Annotated in this window: 16 protein-coding genes; 7 read left to right on the plus strand and 9 right to left on the minus strand. The window is 70.9% G+C overall.

What is annotated here, in order from left to right; all coding sequences use genetic code 11:
- Positions 1–116: 116 nt before the first annotated feature.
- Positions 117–815, minus strand: coding sequence for a copper homeostasis protein CutC (locus tag QCN29_RS12825; RefSeq protein WP_240138184.1), 699 nt, complete (start codon positions 813–815; stop codon positions 117–119).
- Positions 816–1,001: 186 nt separating this feature from the next.
- Here QCN29_RS12825 and QCN29_RS12830 point away from each other — a divergent pair, with 186 nt between their 5' ends.
- Both QCN29_RS12830 and QCN29_RS12835 read left to right on the plus strand, forming a co-directional pair.
- Positions 1,002–3,191: a heavy metal translocating P-type ATPase gene (locus QCN29_RS12830; RefSeq protein WP_279927986.1), complete on the plus strand. Its 2,190-nt coding sequence runs from the start codon at positions 1,002–1,004 to the stop codon at positions 3,189–3,191.
- 270 nt (positions 3,192–3,461) lie between these two features.
- Positions 3,462–4,127, plus strand: a complete 666-nt coding sequence (locus QCN29_RS12835; RefSeq protein WP_279927987.1) for an HD domain-containing protein — start codon at positions 3,462–3,464, stop codon at positions 4,125–4,127.
- Between the two features lie 194 nt (positions 4,128–4,321).
- On the opposite strand, the gene QCN29_RS12840 is transcribed toward QCN29_RS12835, so the two are convergent.
- Together QCN29_RS12840 and QCN29_RS12845 are read right to left on the minus strand one after the other, a co-directional pair.
- Positions 4,322–4,594 carry a DUF4031 domain-containing protein gene (locus QCN29_RS12840; protein WP_279927988.1) on the minus strand — a complete coding sequence of 91 codons (273 nt, stop codon included), beginning with the start codon at positions 4,592–4,594 and terminating at the stop codon, positions 4,322–4,324.
- On the minus strand, positions 4,591–4,956 hold the full coding sequence (locus tag QCN29_RS12845) for a hypothetical protein (RefSeq protein ID WP_279927989.1): 366 nt from the start codon (positions 4,954–4,956) through the stop codon (positions 4,591–4,593). Before QCN29_RS12845 ends, QCN29_RS12840 begins: the two co-directional genes overlap by 4 nt.
- A 101-nt stretch (positions 4,957–5,057) precedes the next feature.
- Here QCN29_RS12845 and QCN29_RS12850 point away from each other — a divergent pair, with 101 nt between their 5' ends.
- Both QCN29_RS12850 and murQ read left to right on the plus strand, forming a co-directional pair.
- Positions 5,058–6,050, plus strand: a complete 993-nt coding sequence (locus QCN29_RS12850) for a MurR/RpiR family transcriptional regulator (protein ID WP_398859184.1) — start codon at positions 5,058–5,060, stop codon at positions 6,048–6,050.
- Positions 6,051–6,238: 188 nt separating this feature from the next.
- Complete coding sequence (gene murQ, locus QCN29_RS12855) at positions 6,239–7,174, plus strand: N-acetylmuramic acid 6-phosphate etherase (RefSeq protein ID WP_279927990.1); 936 nt, start codon at positions 6,239–6,241, stop codon at positions 7,172–7,174.
- Positions 7,175–7,450: 276 nt separating this feature from the next.
- On the opposite strand, the gene QCN29_RS12860 is transcribed toward murQ, so the two are convergent.
- Positions 7,451–7,777 (minus strand): rhodanese-like domain-containing protein, encoded by a 327-nt coding sequence (locus QCN29_RS12860; protein WP_279927991.1) that lies wholly within the window; start codon positions 7,775–7,777, stop codon positions 7,451–7,453.
- A gap of 37 nt (positions 7,778–7,814) precedes the next feature.
- On the opposite strand from QCN29_RS12860, the gene QCN29_RS12865 reads away from it, so the two are divergent.
- The 3 genes from QCN29_RS12865 to QCN29_RS12875 all read left to right on the plus strand — a co-directional run bounded on the left by QCN29_RS12865 (position 7,815) and on the right by QCN29_RS12875 (position 11,188).
- Entirely contained in the window at positions 7,815–8,438 is a 624-nt protein-coding gene (locus tag QCN29_RS12865) for a TetR/AcrR family transcriptional regulator (protein WP_279927992.1), read from the plus strand.
- A gap of 112 nt (positions 8,439–8,550) precedes the next feature.
- Positions 8,551–9,597, plus strand: a complete 1,047-nt coding sequence (locus tag QCN29_RS12870) for a TIGR00341 family protein (RefSeq protein WP_279927994.1) — start codon at positions 8,551–8,553, stop codon at positions 9,595–9,597.
- A 415-nt stretch (positions 9,598–10,012) separates the two neighbouring features.
- Positions 10,013–11,188 carry an esterase/lipase family protein gene (locus tag QCN29_RS12875; RefSeq protein ID WP_279927995.1) on the plus strand — a complete coding sequence of 392 codons (1,176 nt, stop codon included), beginning with the start codon at positions 10,013–10,015 and terminating at the stop codon, positions 11,186–11,188.
- 12 nt (positions 11,189–11,200) lie between these two features.
- Here the strand turns inward: QCN29_RS12875 and QCN29_RS12880 are convergent, their stop codons facing one another.
- From QCN29_RS12880 to thrC, 5 genes are all read right to left on the minus strand, one after another.
- Positions 11,201–12,661: an alanine/glycine:cation symporter family protein gene (locus tag QCN29_RS12880; RefSeq protein ID WP_279927996.1), complete on the minus strand. Its 1,461-nt coding sequence runs from the start codon at positions 12,659–12,661 to the stop codon at positions 11,201–11,203.
- 357 nt (positions 12,662–13,018) lie between these two features.
- Complete coding sequence (groL, locus tag QCN29_RS12885; protein ID WP_240138196.1) at positions 13,019–14,641, minus strand: chaperonin GroEL; 1,623 nt, start codon at positions 14,639–14,641, stop codon at positions 13,019–13,021.
- A gap of 389 nt (positions 14,642–15,030) precedes the next feature.
- Positions 15,031–15,234 (minus strand): cold-shock protein, encoded by a 204-nt coding sequence (locus QCN29_RS12890; RefSeq protein ID WP_004954158.1) that lies wholly within the window; start codon positions 15,232–15,234, stop codon positions 15,031–15,033.
- 398 nt (positions 15,235–15,632) lie between these two features.
- Positions 15,633–15,911, minus strand: coding sequence for a MoaD/ThiS family protein (locus QCN29_RS12895; protein WP_279927997.1), 279 nt, complete (start codon positions 15,909–15,911; stop codon positions 15,633–15,635).
- A 38-nt stretch (positions 15,912–15,949) separates the two neighbouring features.
- Positions 15,950–17,254, minus strand: coding sequence for a threonine synthase (gene thrC / locus QCN29_RS12900; RefSeq protein WP_279927998.1), 1,305 nt, complete (start codon positions 17,252–17,254; stop codon positions 15,950–15,952).
- Positions 17,255–17,257: the final 3 nt, after the last annotated feature.

Raw genomic sequence — 17,257 nt, forward strand, 5'->3', positions numbered from 1 at the left:
AGCGGTGGCTCAGGCCGGGCTCCTGGACCAGCGCCGTGGCGCCGACATCTCTTTGCCGGGAACCCGGACACGCTCGGCGCCGGGCTCCCGGCCAAAGTCCGGCCTGCCTGCGTTCGCTAGCCGTCCAGCGCCCGACGCCAGTCCGCGACCGCCGCCGGGGCGACACCCGACGACCAGCCGTCCGGCCGCGCCGCGCCGCCGATGTGGAAGGCGTCGACGCCCGCGGCGCGAAGCGCGGGCACATGCTCCAGCCGGAGGCCGCCGCCCACGAGGATCTGCGGCTCGTATCCGGGCTCGCCCCGCCGCGCGGCCTCCGCGAGCAGCGTGGGCAGCCCCGCGTCGACGCCTTCCGGCGCGCCCGCGGTCAGATAGGTGTCGAGCCACGGGGTGTCGGCGAGCCGTTTGCGCAGGGCGTCCCGGTCCGCCGCGTGGTCGATCGCTCGGTGGAAGGTCCACCGGCAGCCCTCGACCGCCGCGGTCAAGCGCTCCACCGCGGTCAGGTCCGGCTGGCCGTCCTCCTCAAGGAAGCCGAGGACGAACTCCTCCGCACCCTCCCCGCGGAGCTCCTCGGCGGCCCGGACCAGTGCCTGAAGCCCCTGCGGGCCGCCCGCGGCGAAACCGTCGTGCAGCCGGAGCATCACGCGCAGCGGGATGTCGACGGCCGCGCGGATGCGCGAGAACGTCTCCCGGGACGGCGTCAGTCCGTCCGCCGCCATATCGGTGACCAGCTCAAGCCGGTCCGCCCCTCCCGCCTGCGCGGCGACCGCGTCCTCCGCGTCGAGAGCGATCACCTCCAGGACCGCACGGTTGCTCATGGCACCCCATTCCTCCAGAAGACCAAACAGGTCTAGTCCAATGCACCACCCTAATGCGCCCGAGGTCCGGCAGCAGCCGACACGGCGGACGACCGCATGGATCGCGACTTGCGCCATATACCACTGGGGGGTATACCTGAAGACAGAGAGCCATACCCCCTAGGGGTACACACATCGGGAGGGACCATGCCTCGGACCGAATTCACCATCGGCGGCATGACCTGCGCCTCCTGCGCCGCCCGCATAGAGAGGAAGCTGAACCGCATCGACGGCGTGGAAGCGACGGTCAACTACGCCACCGAGAAGGCGCAGGTGCACTTCCACAGCGGCGCGGACGTCTCCGTGAACGACCTGATCGCAGCGGTCGAGGCGACGGGGTACACGGCGCAGCCGCCGACGGGGGCGGCTGCGGACGGCGACCACGACGGCCGAGAGGGGGACGACGGGCTCACCGATCTGCGCCGTCGGCTGGTCCTCGCCGTCGTGCTCTCCGTCCCCGTGATCGCGCTGTCGATGGTCCCCGCCCTCCAGTTCCCGTACTGGCAGCCGGTCTCACTCGTCCTCGCCACACCGGTCGTCGGCTACGCGGGCGCGCCCTTCCACCGCGCCGCCTGGACCAACCTCCGCCATCGCGCCGCGACGATGGACACGCTGATCTCGCTCGGCACCTCGGCCGCCTACGCATGGTCCGTATGGAGCCTGGTCACCGGCGGGCACATCTATCTGGAGGCCGCCGCCGGAGTCACCGCGTTCGTGCTCGCCGGGCGCTATGCCGAGGCACGCTCCAAGCGGAAGGCCGGCGCGGCGCTGCGGGCGCTGATGGAACTCGGGGCCAAGGAGGTCACGGTGCTGCGCGACGACGGCCGGGAACAGACCGTTCCCGCCGCCGATGTGCGCGTCGGCGACCTCTTCCTGGTACGCCCCGGCGAGAAGATCGCCACCGACGGAACGGTCGTCGAGGGGGCGTCGGCGGTCGACGCCTCGATGCTCACCGGCGAGTCCGTCCCCGTGGAGGTCGTCGCCGGAGACCCCGTCACCGGAGCGACCCTCAACGCCGGGGGCCGACTCGTCGTCCGCGCCACCCGCGTCGGGGCGGACACCCAGCTCGCCCGGATGGCGAAGCTCGTCGAGGACGCCCAGAACGGCAAGGCCGCTGCCCAGCGCCTCGCCGACCGGATCTCCGCCGTGTTCGTCCCGGCCGTGCTGCTGCTCTCGCTCGCGACGCTCACCGGCTGGCTGCTGGCGACCGGCGACGCCGCGGCCGCGTTCACCGCTGCCGTGGCCGTGCTGATCATCGCCTGCCCGTGCGCCCTGGGGCTGGCCACGCCCACCGCCCTGATGGTCGGCACGGGCCGCGGCGCGCAGCTCGGCATTCTGATCAAGGGCCCGGAGGTCCTGGAGAACACCCGCAGGGCCGACACGATCGTCCTCGACAAGACCGGCACCGTCACCACCGGCACGATGGCTCTGCTCGCCGTCCACCCGGCCGACGGCGTGGACGAGATGGAGACCCTGCGACTGGCGGGGGCTCTGGAGCACGCCTCAGAGCACCCCGTCGCCCGCGCGATCGCGGCGGCGGCGATGCGGCGCACGGGCGGGTTGCCTGCGGTGGAGGACTTCGCCAACGTCCCCGGCCGCGGCGTCCAGGGCGTCGTCGACGGCCATGCCGTCCTCGCCGGCCGTGAAAGCCTGCTCGCCGACTGGGCCATCCGGCTTCCGGAGGAGCTCGTGCGGGCCGCCTCCGCCGCGGAGGCCGCCGGCAGCACGGCGATCTGCGTGGCCTGGGACGGCGAGGCGCGCGCCGTGCTGGAGGTGGCGGACTCCGTGAAGGACAGCAGCGCGGACGCGGTCGCCCGGCTGCGCGCGCTGGGGCTCCGGCCGATCCTGCTGACCGGCGACAACAAGGCGGTCGCCGAGACCGTCGCGGCGGCGGTCGGCATCGACGCGGAGGACGTCATCGCCGAGGTGCTGCCCGAGGACAAGGCCGCCGTCGTCCGGCGGTTGCAGAGCGAGGGCCGTACGGTCGCGATGGCGGGCGACGGCGTCAACGACGCGGCGGCGCTGGCGACCGCGGACCTGGGGCTCGCCATGGGCACGGGCACGGACGCTGCGATGGAGGCGGGCGACCTCACCCTCGTCCGCGGCGACCTCCGCGCGGCAGCCGACGCCATCCGCCTCTCCCGCCGGACCCTGGCCACCATCAAGGGCAACCTCTTCTGGGCCTTCGCGTACAACGTCGCCGCCCTGCCGCTCGCCGCGGCGGGCCTCCTCACCCCGATGATCGCGGGGGCGGCGATGGCGTTCTCCTCGGTCTTCGTGGTCGCCAACTCCCTCCGCCTGCGCGGCTTCTCCCCAGCCTCCGGCGCGCGAAGCTGAGGCCCGCGTCCCCACGACGGCCGTCATCTCCCCGTTCGCCGAAGAACGCGCCCGCCCCGGAGACCTCGGGGCGGGCGCGCTGCTGCGGTCGACTGCCGTCATGTCTTCCTCGACCTCGGCGGCAGCGGCAGCGGCAGCGGCAGCGGCAGGCAATACGCATCCCGCACATCGGGGTCCGACGTCCCTACTACAGGCCCAAGGCCCGTCTGCCGCCACGGCTCGTATCGCCTGCCCGGGCAGCGCCCGCGCAGCACTCGCTAGAGTCACCCCATGACCGCCACCACCCCCCGGGACCTCCGGCGCCGCTGGGCGCGGGCGCTCGTCGCCGCGCGCGGTGGGGCGGCGGAGCCCGATCCGACGCCGTACGCGGACAATCTGCTGGACCGCTGGGGCGAGCCGCAGCGCAGGTACCACACCACCGAGCATCTCGTCGCCGTCCTGGACCGGGTGGACACCCTCGCCCCGTACGCCCAGGACCCCCAACTGGTGCGACTGGCCGCGTGGTTCCACGACGCCGTCTACCACCCCGAGCGTTCCGAGAACGAGGAGCGCTCCGCCAGGCTGGCCGAACGGGCCCTGCCGGAGGCCGGAGTGAGCCCCGAGGCAACCGCCGAGGTGGCCCGGCTGGTGCGGCTGACGGTCACCCATGCCGCCGCGGAGGGCGACGCCAACGGCGCGGTGCTGTGCGACGCCGACCTCGCGGTGCTCGCCTCCGGCCCGGAGGAGTACGCCGCCTACTCCTCCGCCGTACGCGAGGAGTACGGGTTTGTCCCGGACGATGTGTTCCGCGCCGGCCGCGCCGCCGTGCTACGGCAACTGCTCGACCTGCCGCAGCTGTTCCGCACGCCGTACGGCAGGAGCCGGTGGGAGCCGCACGCCCGCACCAATCTCACCGCCGAGTTGGCGGAGCTCGCGAAATCCACCGCGGGGGAATGATCGAAAAGTCGGGTGTGCTCCTGGCTGTCATGCCTGACCCCACCATCGACCGGTACCAGCAGCAGCCCGCAGGCCCGCATCGCCGGCGCACACCCCCCGCCGTCCATGTGCTGGGCCTCTCCGTCTTCGCCCTCGGGCGTCGGCCAGGCGTGGGTGCGCTGGCGCCCACGTACGAGGTGCTCTTCGCCCCCCGGTCACATCATTCCGCCGCGCCCCTTCCGCCTCCGCAGCCCCGCCTTCGTCAGCAGCCTCACCACATCGCGGCTGGACACCTCCACCGCCCCGGCCGTGACCGCGTCCGGGTAGCGGTCCACGGGCAGGTCGTAGTGGTCGCGGTGGAAAGCCCTGGGCGGGCAGCCGATGGAAGCGGCGAAGGAGTGCAGTTCCTCGAAGGAAACATCGCTGATCAGGTGCGACCACATCCGGCCGTGGCCCGGCCAGGTCGGCGGATCGATGTAGACCGTCATCCCAGGCCGCCCACCGGCGCCACGACGACCCCGGCCTGCCCGCACACCCAGTGCGGATCGGGCCCCAGCTCCGGCTCCACGTCCAGGGCGTGGGGGTCGCCCGCGTCGCACACGGGGCACAGCGGCCACCGGCCGTACCGCTCCAACAGCGCGTCCTGGACGTCCTGGGCGACGAGACCGGCGACATACGGGGTGCCCTCCGGCCACTGCTCCACCCACCAGCGGCGATGGGTGACCGCGTCCTCGACCAGTGAGACGACGGCCGAGTCGGCCACGTCGCGCGCGGCCAGGTCGGCCAGGACCAGGGCGCGGGCGGAGTGGAGTGCCTGCTCCAGGGGTGGCGGGGTGCTCGCGTCGTCCATGCCGCCATTGTGGCCGAGCCCCTCCGGGAACGCCGACCGCAGGGTGGCGGGAGGCTGACGGGAGGGTTGACGGCGCAGAGCGCCGAAAATATCTTTCAGGAGTGACCCATGACGTGAAGGAAATTTTCACGGCCTCCGCGGAACACGGCGCCGCGGGCGGGCCGCCGCCCGTCCGGCTGGACACGCCCCCCGCCCCCGCGGCCCTCGCGGCCAAGATCCGCACCCTCGCCCCCTCCATGACCCGCTCCATGCAGCGCGTCGCCGAGGCCGTGGCGGACGACCCGGCCGGCTGCGCGGCGCTCACGGTCACCGGCCTCGCCGAGCTGACCGGCACCAGCGAGGCCACCGTGGTTCGCACCGCCCGCCTCCTGGGCTATCCGGGCTACCGCGACCTGCGCCTCGCCCTCGCCGGGCTCGCCGCCCACATGCAGTCGGGCGTCGCCCCCTCGGTCACCGCCGACATCCGCGTGGACGACCCGATCGCCGACGTGGTCGCCAAGCTGGCGTACGACGAGCAGCAGACCCTCGCGGACACGGCGGCCGGGCTCGACACCGGGCAGCTGAGCGCGGCCGTCACCGCCGCCGCGACCGCGCGCCGCATCGACATCTACGGCGTCGGCGCCTCGGCGCTCGTCGGCGCGGACCTGGCGCAGAAGCTGCTGCGCATCGGGCTGGTCGCGCATGCGCATGCGGATCCGCACCTCGCCGTCACGGGCGCGGTGCAGCTGCGCTCCGGGGACGTCGCCGTGGCCATCACCCACTCCGGTTCGACGGGCGATGTGATCGAGCCGCTGCGCGTGGCGTTCGAGCGGGGCGCGACGACGATCGCGATCACGGGGCGTCCGGACAGTCCGGTGGCGCAGTACGCCGACCAGGTGCTGACCACGTCCACCGCGCGCGAGACCGAACTGCGTCCCGCCGCGATGTCGTCGCGCACCGGCCAGTTGCTCGTCGTCGACTGTCTGTTCATCGGGGTGGCGCAGCGTACGTACGAGTCGGCGGCGCCCGCGCTGGCGGCGTCGTACGAGGCCCTGGCCCACCGGCACAGCCCGCGTACGGCCGCCGTCCCGCGCGACCGCGCCGAACCGCGCTGACGCGCCGCCGGGCCCGGTTCGGCGGCGTCCCGCCCCGTCCGGCAGCCTCCCGCCCCGTCCGGCGAGCGTCCTCGTCCGGCAGCCTCCCGCCCCGTCCGCCAAGCGTCCTCGTCCGGCAGCCTCCCGTCCCGTCCGGCGAGCGTCCCCCGTCCGCCACCCCCGTCCGCACCGCCAGAAAGCCGCACACCATGACCCCCACGCCCGCCCACGGAGAACTCCGCGCCGAGCTGGCCATGCTCGCCACCGAGGAGTTCCGGCCCGAGCTGGCGGAGATCGACCGGCTCCCCACCCTCGACATCGCGCGGCTCATGAACGGCGAGGACCGGTCCGTGCCGTCCGCCGTCGCCGGAGAACTGCCGCGCATCGCCGCGGCGATCGACGCCATCGCGGAGCGGATGGCCCGCGGGGGCAGGCTGGTCTACGCGGGCGCGGGCACGCCGGGACGGCTCGGGGTGCTGGACGCCAGCGAGTGCCCTCCGACGTTCAACACCGGCCCCGGCCAGGTCGTCGGGCTGGTCGCGGGCGGCCGCGAGGCGCTGGTCACGGCGGTGGAGGGCGCGGAGGACAGCAAGGACCTGGCGGCCGGCGACCTGGACGCCCTCGCACTGGCCGCAGACGACACGGTGGTCGGCGTCTCCGCCTCCGGCCGCACTCCGTACGCCGTCGGCGCGGTCGAACACGCCCGTGGGCGCGGGGCGCTGACCGTCGGTCTGTCGTGCAATGCGAACAGCGCGCTGGGCGCGGCCGCAGATCACGCCATCGAGGTGGTGGTGGGCCCCGAACTGCTCACCGGCTCCACCCGGCTGAAGGCCGGCACGGCGCAGAAGCTGGTGCTCAACATGGTGTCGACGATCACCATGATCCGCCTCGGCAAGACCTACGGAAACCTCATGGTCGATGTGCGCGCCTCCAACGAGAAACTGCGCGCGCGGTCGCACCGTATCGTCGCGCTGGCCACAGGCGCGTCGGACGACGAGATCGAGGCGGCGCTCTCGGCTGCCGACGGCGAGGTGAAGCAGGCGATCCTCACGATTCTCGCGGCGGTGGACGCGGCGACGGCGGACGAGCTGCTGACGCGGTGCGGGGGGCACCTGCGAGCTGCGCTGCGGGCCGCGGACGGGTGACCGCCCCGTCCAGAATCGGCGGCGGAAGGCCGCCAGGCCAGCGCCCCACGTTCGTGTGACGAGCGCACAGGCCTTCTCGACCGGCCCTCTCACGGCTCGCCCCGTCGTCCGGGTCGTCGCCGAGTCCGCGCCCGAGCCGCGTCCGCGCCCCGCGCGGCAGGAACTGCGCCACGCCCGCGAAAGGGCGGTCCTCACGAAGGAGGTAATGGGCGTCTCGGACCGGAAGGGTCGACTGTGGGGGCTCCGGGCCTCGTTGCGAGGCCCGGAGCCGTCAGATCAGGCGCTCTCGGTCGGCAGGCCCGCCTCCACCCAGTCCTGGATGCCCTCCCGGTACTTGCGGACGTCGGTGTAGCCGAGCGCCGTGAGCCGGTCGGCGACCTGGCCGCTGTTGGGGCAGGCGGGGTTGGAGCAGTACGTGACGATCAGGGCGTCCCGGTCGGGCAGCAGCGCCGCCGCCTGCCCGTCGACGTCGCCCGGAACGATCGGCACGGCGCCCGGCAGGTGCTGCTTCGCGTAGTACTCGCCGCCCAGGGCGTCGACGACGGTCACGGCGCCCGCCTTTACCGCCGCGGCCAGCTCGTTTCGGGTTATCAGTGCGGTCATGTCACTGCCTCCAAGGAATCCGGACTATAGTCCTCTTGTGGCTCAGAACAGTAACGGACCGCAGTCCGATTCCGCAACGCCCCTGGAACTGCTGCGCACCCCGCCCCCGAAGGAACGCGCCGACGCGGCCCGCAACCGGGCCGCCGTACTCGAAGCCGCCGCGCGGCTCTTCGCCGAACACGGCGTCGAGGCGGTGTCCATGGACCAGATCGCGGCGGCCGCGGGCGTCGGCAAGGGCACGCTGTTCCGCCGCTTCGGCGACAAGTCGGGGCTCGCCGTCGCCCTGCTGGACTCCCGCGAGCAGGCGCTCCAGGAGTCGGTCCTGCACGGGCCGCCCCCGCTGGGCCCGGGAGCCGCGGCCCACGACCGGCTGACCGCGTTCCTCGACGCCTATGTCGACTACCTGATGGAGCATCTGCCGCTGGTCCGGATGTCCGAGACCGCGAGCCCCGGCGCCCGCTACCGGATCGGCGCGTACCGCTTCTGGCACCGCCATCTGGCGATCCTGCTGGCTCAGACCCCCGACCCCGACGCCGCCGCACACACCCTGCTCGCCGCCCTCGCGGCCGAGCATGTCGCCGCGCTCCTCCCCGAACTGGGCGAGACCCGCCTCCGCGCCGCCACCCTCCGCCTCGCCGGCGCAGCGCTCGCCACGCCCTGAGCCCGAGCTCCGCCGCCCGCCCCGGCACGCCGATCCAGCAGCACTTTCAGCGGCCGGCTCCTTGCGGTTCGCCCGCCGCATCGCCGACACGGGCTGTTCGGAGGCGTTCGCCGTGTCCGGCACACCGGAACCCCGGTGGCCGTGGTACTCGGAGGGAATGCTCAGAGGAGTCCGCGCCCGCGTTCTGCCCACCTCCCAGCGCCGCTCCCTGGACGAACTGGCACAGGACCTGGACCTGTCGGCCGGGGACACCAGGGCGAAGCGCTCGGCCTTCTGGACGATGCTGACCCTTTCCTCGGTCATCGCGTCCGGCGGGGTGCTCACCGACTCGACGGCCACCGTGATCGGGGCGATGATCATCGCCCCGCTGTCGACGCCGATCATGGGCATCGCCCTGGGTTCGGTGCAGCGCCGCAGAACCGGAGCGGCCAGAATCGTGCTCCTCGCCTGTCTGCTGGTGATCGCGGCCGGAATGCTGTTCTCCCAAGGACTCCCCAGCGACTACGACCTGCTGTCGAACAATCAGATCGCCTCGCGGACGTCACCGGGGCTGATGGACCTGATCGCCGCCCTGGCGACGGGTTTCGCCGGCGCGGTGGCACTGGCCCGGCGCGACGTGGCCGCCGTGCTGCCCGGGGTCGCGATCGCCATCTCCCTCGTCCCTCCCCTGGTGGTGGCCGGGGTGTGCCTGGGACATCTGGCGTGGTGGCTGGCGCTGGGCGCACTGGTGCTGTTCGTGTCGAATTTCTTCGCCCTGGTCTTCGGCGGCATGGTGGTCTTCGCCACCCTCGGCTACGGCGCCGAGGCCGACAAGACCGCCGGGAGGCCCGCCCGCAGGGCGTATATCGCCATGTCCATGCTGTTCGCCGTGGTCTTCGTGCCGCTGACCGCCAACACCGCGTTCACCCTGCTGATCAACGCCTGGACCGGCCGCGCAAAGGTCGCGGCGCAACAGTGGCTCGCGAACGAGCCGGACGCCTCCGTCACCAGCGTCGACGCGGTGTCGCAGACGCTGTACATCCATGTCCGCACCCCCGGGGACCTCCCACCGGTGCAGGGTCTGCTCGACCGTCTCGCAGGGGAGATCCCGAACGGCGTTCCCATCGTGGTGGATGCGACGCGCGGCCGGCGCATCGAAGCCGGGACAGTCGGCGACTGAGCCCCGCGCCCGCGACCCGGTCGCGGCGCCGCTCACGTCGGGACTCCCCGCCGCGTCCCGTGAGCACCACGCAGACCCCTCGCCCCCTCAGCATCAACAGCCAACGCCGACAGGCCCAAGGCCTACGCCCCCGAGGAGCTCGCGACAATACCTTTCGACCCGTTTGCAAGTTCTCGCCACTCCGTTTGAGTGACTACCTTGAGTGACGATGATGGCTCTTGTTGTCATCGACTCTGGAGGGGACGTCATGACAGAACGGCCAGGACGGACAGGACGGACAGGAACAGCGACACGAACCGAGCCGAGCCAATCCACCGGACGACCGACCCGATCGACCGGACCAACCCGACCAATCGAGCCCACCGAGCCCACCGAGCAACAGATCGCCAAGGCCCTGCAGGACGCGCCGCCCATCGTGCTCGCGCCCGGGCCCAAGGAGGCGACGAGTCAGATCCCGTTGCCGCCCGACGATATGTGGGATCTGCCGGGGGGAACCGCCTGGGTGTACTACGGCGCAGGGCACGACCGGCTGACCAGGCCCGTAATCATGGCCGACGGGTTTCACGTCGGGCCGAGTGACCTGGAGTTCGCCTGGGAGGTGCTGGAGTTCGGGGCGTATCCCTTCCTGGGCGAGCTGCGCCGCCGCGGGCGCGATGTGGTGATCGTCGGGTTCCATGAACGCAGCGCGTCGATTCTGGACAACTCACGCACCGCGCAGGCCGCGATTCTTCAGGCCGTCGAGGAGCGCAGCGGCGGCGCCCAGCTCGCGGTAGGCGGGTTCAGCATGGGCGGGCTGATCGCCCGGCATGCGCTGGCCAAGCTGGAGAGCCTGCGCATCGATCATCAGACGGCTCTCTACTGGTCGTATGACAGTCCCCACCGCGGGGCGTGGATTCCCCTCTCCCTCCAGGCCTTCGCGCACTACACCAGGCGGCTGGACCGCCGGTTCTCCGACCAGATCAACAGCCCGGCCTCGCGTGAACTGCTGTGGCGGCATATCGACGAGTGGGACGCCCCGCCGGGCCAGGCCGACGACCGCAAGGCGTTCCTCGCGGAGATGCGGGAGATCGGGGAGTGGCCGAGCATCCCCCGGCTGATCGGCGTGGCCAACGGCGTGTCGTCCGGCCGGGGCGAGCCGGTGGAGCCGGGCGCCGTGGCGTTCCAGGGCCGGGGCCTGTCGGTGGTCGGCACCCGGCTGTACGCACAGCAGGCCGGCCACTGCCCGCCGGCCGCCCAGCTGCGCGTGGTGAGCATGGAGAAGCCGGAGGTGCGGACCTGCGGGCTGCCCGAGATCGACGGCGCGCCCGGCGGGATGCTGGACGGCTTCGGGATTCTGGCCGACGAGCTGAACAAGCTCCCCGCGTTCTTCGGGTTCCGCTCCGACGCCCGGATCCGCGCGCACTGCTTCGTGCCGGCGGTCAGCGCCGTCGCCGTACGGGATCTGGACCGCACGGAGGATCTGTATGTGGACATCGAAGCGCTGGACCCGGGCGAGAGCGAGCTCGACGAGTTCAGGCTCGCCTCGCAGAACGAGGAGCACACGCTGATGACCGAGGAGCTGGGCTCCTGGATCATCGAGCGGCTGCCGTAGCCGCCCGCTGGATCAGCCGGTGACCCTGACCGGCTGCTCGGCCGTGCGCGGCGTCTCCCAGCACTCCACGCCGTGCAGGTCGGGCATCCGGTCGCGGGTGAAGACGGGGTCCAGGCCCTGGCGGCGCTGGCTGACGTAGTCGTTCATCAACCGGAAGGCGATCGCGGACAGCGGCAGGATGGCCAGCAGGTTGACGAGCGCCATGAAGCCCATGAAGACGTCGGCGAGGTTCCAGACGACGCTGACCGAGCCGAGAGCCCCGAGGAAGACCACCAAGAGCACCAAGGCGCGGTAGCCCGGCAGCACCCACTTCTTGGCAGTCATGAACTCGATGTTGGACTCGCCGTAGTAGTAGTTGCCGATCATCGAGCTGAAGGCGAGCATGAAGACGATGAGCGTCAGCACATGGCCGGCCCAGCCTCCGAGGCTGGCGGTGAGCGCATCCTGGGTGAGGTCCGCGCCCTGCCGCATGCCGCCGAGGGTGGGGTTCGTCGTCAGGATGATGAACGCGGTCATGGTGCAGATCAGCAGCGTGTCGAAGAAGACGCCCAGCGACTGGACCAGACCCTGCTTGACCGGGTGGGTGACCTCGGCGGTGGCGCCCGCGTTGGGCGCGGAGCCGAGACCGGCCTCGTTCGAGAACATGCCGCGGCGGATGCCCTGCTGGATGGCCACGCCGACGGCGCCGCCCGCGACCTCGCGGACTCCGAAGGCGTCTTCGCGGATCTCGACGATGACACGCGGCAACTCGCTGATGTTCAGCACCACGACGATCAGACCGAGCACCAGATAGAGCACCGCCATGAGCGGCACCAGCACCTGTGTGATCGTGCTGATGCGCCGTACGCCGCCGAAGACGGCAAGTGCCAGCAGCACGGAGAGCGCGATGCCCACGGCAGGCGCGAACCAGTCGCTGTCTCCGATGCCGCTGAACGAGCCGGAGGCCACCGAGGCGATCGTGTTCGACTGGACTGCGTTGAAGACGAAACCGAAGGTCACGGTGATGGTGACGGCGAAGAGCAGTCCCAGCCAGCGTGCCTTGAGCGCCCGCTGCATGTAGTACGCGGGACCGCCCCGGTAGGTGCCGTGCTTCGGGTCGCGGACCTTGTAGAGCTGGGCGAGTGTGGACTCGACGAACGCGGACGCAGCGCCGACGATCGCCATCATCCACATCCAGAACACCGCGCCCGGTCCGCCGAGCGTGATGGCCGTGGCGACGCCCGCGATGTTTCCGGTGCCGACGCGGGCGGCGGCGGAGATGGTGAACGCGCCGAAGGAGGAGACGGCCTTCTTGCCGTCGGCTCCCTGGACCGGCCTGTCCTTCAGCACCCGGAACATCTCCGGCAGCAGCCGGATCTGCACGCCCTTGGAGCGCAGGGTGAAGTACAGTCCCGCGCCCACGACGAGCGGGATCAGAAGGTAGGTCCAGAAGACGTCGTTGACGTCGACGATCACGGAGTCAAGCGTGTCCATTGCGTACTGCGTCCTCGTGCAGGCCCGGATGCGGGGGAGTTAACGGCAGGCCTACAAGAGGCTCACAGCAGGCTACCCGCGCCTCTTGACCTTCAAAACAGAGGAAAGTGGTGCGCAATCTCACAGCAACGAAGGTCGAAAGACCTACGTCCAATGGGCGCGCAGCATGCCACGTGGGTCTTGGTATGCACCGGATCGCGGTGCGAAGCGCCCGTATACAACGCCTGCCGCGGCGCCCGCACACGGGGGAGGGTCCAGGACACGCGCCGAGGGCGGCACCCCTCCGGCAGGAGGAGTGCCGCCCTCGGTCAGCTTCCGGACTCGCGTCCGAGCCGTACGCCGTCAGGCGCGGTCGGCTCAGAAGTCCATGTCACCGCCCGGCATGCCGCCGCCGGCCGGCGCAGCGGCCTTCTCCGGCTTGTCGGCGATGACGGCCTCGGTGGTGAGGAACAGCGCGGCGATGGAGGCGGCGTTCTGCAGGGCAGAGCGGGTCACCTTCGCCGGGTCGATGATGCCCTCGGCGATCATGTCGACGTACTCGCCGGTCGCGGCGTTCAGGCCGTGACCCGGGGTCAGGTTCCGCACCTTCTCCACGATCACGCCGCCCTCGAGGCCGGCGTTGACGGAGATCTGCTTCAGCGGGGCCTCCAGGGCCAGCTTCACAGCGGCGGCGCCGGTCGCCTCGTCACCGTCGAGCTCGAGCTTCTCGAAGACCTGGGAGGCCTGCAGCAGGGCCACGCCGCCGCCGGCGACGATGCCCTCCTCGACGGCCGCCTTGGCGTTGCGCACGGCGTCCTCGATGCGGTGCTTGCGCTCCTTGAGCTCCACCTCGGTCGCGGCGCCGGCCTTGATGACGGCCACGCCGCCGGCCAGCTTGGCGAGACGCTCCTGGAGCTTCTCGCGGTCGTAGTCGGAGTCCGACTGCTCGATCTCGGCGCGGATCTGGTTGACGCGGCCCGCGACCTGCTCGCTGTCACCGGCGCCGTCGACGATGGTGGTCTCGTCCTTGGTGATGACGACCTTGCGGGCGCGGCCCAGCAGGTCCAGGCCGGCGTTCTCGAGCTTGAGGCCGACCTCCTCGGAGACGACCGTGCCGCCCGTGAGGATGGCGATGTCGTTCAGCATGGCCTTGCGGCGGTCGCCGAAGCCCGGGGCCTTGACGGCAACGGACTTGAAAGTGCCACGGATCTTGTTGACGACCAGCGTGGACAGGGCCTCGCCCTCGACGTCCTCGGCGATGATCAGCAGCGGCTTGCCGGACTGCATGACCTTCTCCAGCAGCGGAAGGAGGTCCTTCACATTGCTGACCTTGGAGTTGACGATCAGGATGTACGGGTCCTCGAGGGAGGCCTCCATACGCTCCATGTCGGTGGCGAAGTACGCCGAGATGTAGCCCTTGTCGAAGCGCATGCCCTCGGTGAGCTCCAGCTCCAGACCGAAGGTCTGGGACTCCTCGACGGTGATGACGCCTTCCTTGCCGACCTTGTCCATGGCCTCGGCGATCAGCTCGCCGATCTGGGTGTCGGCGGCGGAGATGGAGGCGGTGGAGGCGATCTGCTCCTTGGTCTCGACCTCCTTGGCCTGGTCGAGCAGCGCGCCGGAGACGGCCTCGACGGCCTTCTCGATGCCGCGCTTCAGAGCCATCGGGTTGGCGCCGGCGGCGACGTTGCGCAGACCCTCGCGGACCAGCGCCTGGGCGAGGACGGTCGCGGTGGTCGTGCCGTCGCCTGCGACGTCGTCCGTCTTCTTGGCGACTTCCTTGACCAGCTCGGCGCCGATCTTCTCGTACGGGTCCTCGAGCTCGATCTCCTTGGCAATGGAGACGCCGTCGTTGGTGATCGTGGGGGCGCCCCACTTCTTCTCGAGGACGACGTTGCGGCCCTTGGGGCCAAGGGTGACCTTGACGGCGTCGGCGAGCTGGTTCATCCCGCGCTCGAGACCGCGCCGTGCCTCCTCGTCGAACGCGATGATCTTGGCCATGTGAAGTGGTCCTCCCGGACATCGGGGTGGCAAGCTCCAGGACCGCGCTGGCGCCCGCGACGGACGGCCTGCACTCCGGGTGGTTCCTTGCCCCACCCGGCCTGCGGCCTCACCGACCCGGTCCCTGTAGCACTCTCACTCGCAGAGTGCTAACGCCCAATGATTAGCACTCGACCCGAGAGAGTGCAAGCGGCTTTGAGAAAGCCTCGGCAAGGGGTGTCGGCCGGCGGCGGCGACCCTGGGGCGCCTCCCCGCCCGGGGCGCGCGGGCAGCCGGGCACGCGCGGGCAGCCGACGCCCGGACGCATACGAGGGGCCCGCGTCCCTCCTCGGATGCGGGCCCCTCGTACGTCAGTCAGTGCGTGCGTGAGCGGTCGATCGCGCCTGGATTCAGGCGGTTACCTTGACCATGTCCGCCTGCGGCCCCTTCTGGCCCTGCGAGATCTCGAATTCGACCCGCTGACCCTCTTCAAGGGTGCGGTACCCATCCATCTGGATCGCGCTGTAGTGGACGAAAACATCCGCACCACCGTCGACCGCGATGAAGCCGTACCCCTTCTCCGCGTTGAACCACTTGACGGTGCCCTGAGCCATGCCTAACTCCCCTATTACTGGCCCTTGCACGGGACCGCACTTCGCGGGCCCGGGTCAGACCTCGTCCCCGACAGGAGGGACGTGCGCCGGAACGCGTCGACCGCGGCTGAATGTATCTGTCCAACTGCCGTCTGCAACAGGTCAATCGGACGAGAAATCTGAGCACACCCGAACGGAAAACTCATGCGAATTACGTGAATTACGGGGCAAGTCGGGCCCGACAAAGCGCTCTTACCAGGACAATTCGATCGAACACTTTGGCTGTTTCTTGTCGCGCCCGGGCGCAATCTCATATGCGACCGGCACAAGCGGTGGAGCGGGCTACCCCGACTCTATCGCGCTCAACCATGCAGAATTGCCCCCTCCGCTTCTTGCGGAGGGGGCAATTCGTCAATGAATCAGCAGCCGCCTGCGACCGCCGGGATGATCGACACTCCCGCGCCGTCCGGCGTCGCCGTCTGAAGACCCTGTTCGAAACGCACGTCGTCGTCGTTGACGTAGACGTTGACGAAGCGGCGCAGCTGCCCCTGGTCGTCCAGGACGCGGGCGGCGATCCCCTTGTGGGTCTTCTCCAGGTCCGCGATGACGTCGGCCAGGGTGGCGCCCTCGGCCGTGACCTCGGCCTGGCCGCCGGTGTATGTACGGAGGATGGTGGGGATGCGGACGTTGACGCTCATGGGGTGCGTGCCTTCCTCGGGGTAAAGGGGGGAAGTCTTCAGTCGGCAGCCAGGCCGGCGGCGCGGAACGCGTCCAGGCTCGGGCGGATCGTCGCGGTCGGGCCGGTCGTCGGGGCGACCGCGTCCAGGGTCTTGAGGCCGTCGCCCGTGTTGACGACGACCGTCGTCAGCGCCGGGTCGATGACGCCCGCCTCGATCAGCTTCTTCGCCACGCCGAGGGTCGTGCCGCCCGCGGTCTCGGTGAAGATGCCCTCCGTACGGGCCAGCAGTTTGATCGCATCCACGATCTGCTCGTCGGTGACGTCCTCCACCGCGCCGCCCGTGCGCCGGGCGATGTCCAGGACATAGGGGCCGTCGGCCGGGTTGCCGATGGCCAGCGACTTGGCGATGGTGTCCGGCTTCTGGGGCCGTACGACGTCATGCCCGGCCTTGAAGGCCGCCGCCACCGGGGAGCAGCCCTCCGCCTGCGCACCGAAGATCTTGTACGGCTTGTCCTCGACGAGACCGAGCTTGATCAGCTCCTGCAGCCCCTTGTCGATTTTCGTGAGCTGGGAGCCGGAGGCGATCGGGATCACGATCTGGTCGGGCAGCCGCCAGCCGAGCTGCTCGCAGATCTCGTAGGCGAGCGTCTTGGAGCCCTCGGCGTAGTACGGGCGGAGGTTGACGTTGACGAAGCCCCAGCCCTCCCCGATCGGGTCGCCGATGAGCTCCGAGCAGAAGCGGTTGACGTCGTCGTAGGTGCCCTCGATGCCGACGAGGTCGCCGCCGTAGACCGCGGCCATGACGACCTTGCCCTGCTCCAGGTCGTGCGGGATGAAGACGCAGGAGCGGAAGCCGGCGCGGGCGGCGGCGGCGCCGACGGCGCCCGCGAGGTTGCCGGTGGAGGAGCAGGACAGGGTGGTGAAGCCGAAGGCGCGCGCTGCCTCGACGGCGATGGCGACCACGCGGTCCTTGAAGGAGTGGGTCGGGTTGCCGGAGTCGTCCTTGACGTACAGACCGCCGGTGACGCCCAGCTCACGGGCGAGGTTGTCGGCCTTGACCAGCTCGGTGAAACCGGGGTTCAGATTGGGCTTGCCGGCCACGTCGGCGGGGACGGGCAGCAGCGGGGCATAGCGCCAGATGCTGTTCGGGCCGGACTCGATGCGCCGGCGCAGTTCCTCGGGGCCGCCTTCGGGCAGGTCGTACGCGACTTCGAGCGGGCCGAAACAGCTCGCGCAGGCGAAGACCGGGCCGAGGGGGGACTTCTCTCCGCACTCACGACAGGAGAGCGCCGCGGCGGGGCCGAGGTTCACTGACGTGCCGGCGGGGGTGTTCGTGGTGTTGTCAACCGTCTGCACAGCCATTAG

Source organism: Streptomyces chengmaiensis, assembly GCF_029846775.1.
GTDB lineage: Bacteria > Actinomycetota > Actinomycetes > Streptomycetales > Streptomycetaceae > Streptomyces > Streptomyces chengmaiensis.

What these genes read in the sequence shown, in the direction of transcription:
- murQ (WP_279927990.1), top strand. Translation starts at nt 6,239, where the DNA reads ATGACCCCCACGCCCGCCCACGGAGAACTCCGCGCCGAGCTGGCCATG.
- QCN29_RS12845 (WP_279927989.1), bottom strand. Translation starts at nt 4,956, where the DNA reads ATGGACGACGCGAGCACCCCGCCACCCCTGGAGCAGGCACTCCACTCC.
- QCN29_RS12835 (WP_279927987.1), top strand. Translation starts at nt 3,462, where the DNA reads ATGACCGCCACCACCCCCCGGGACCTCCGGCGCCGCTGGGCGCGGGCG.
- QCN29_RS12860 (WP_279927991.1), bottom strand. Translation starts at nt 7,777, where the DNA reads ATGACCGCACTGATAACCCGAAACGAGCTGGCCGCGGCGGTAAAGGCG.
- groL (WP_240138196.1), bottom strand. Translation starts at nt 14,641, where the DNA reads ATGGCCAAGATCATCGCGTTCGACGAGGAGGCACGGCGCGGTCTCGAG.
- QCN29_RS12880 (WP_279927996.1), bottom strand. Translation starts at nt 12,661, where the DNA reads ATGGACACGCTTGACTCCGTGATCGTCGACGTCAACGACGTCTTCTGG.
- QCN29_RS12840 (WP_279927988.1), bottom strand. Translation starts at nt 4,594, where the DNA reads ATGACGGTCTACATCGATCCGCCGACCTGGCCGGGCCACGGCCGGATG.
- QCN29_RS12895 (WP_279927997.1), bottom strand. Translation starts at nt 15,911, where the DNA reads ATGAGCGTCAACGTCCGCATCCCCACCATCCTCCGTACATACACCGGC.
- QCN29_RS12830 (WP_279927986.1), top strand. Translation starts at nt 1,002, where the DNA reads ATGCCTCGGACCGAATTCACCATCGGCGGCATGACCTGCGCCTCCTGC.
- QCN29_RS12825 (WP_240138184.1), bottom strand. Translation starts at nt 815, where the DNA reads ATGAGCAACCGTGCGGTCCTGGAGGTGATCGCTCTCGACGCGGAGGAC.
- thrC (WP_279927998.1), bottom strand. Translation starts at nt 17,254, where the DNA reads ATGGCTGTGCAGACGGTTGACAACACCACGAACACCCCCGCCGGCACG.
- QCN29_RS12890 (WP_004954158.1), bottom strand. Translation starts at nt 15,234, where the DNA reads ATGGCTCAGGGCACCGTCAAGTGGTTCAACGCGGAGAAGGGGTACGGC.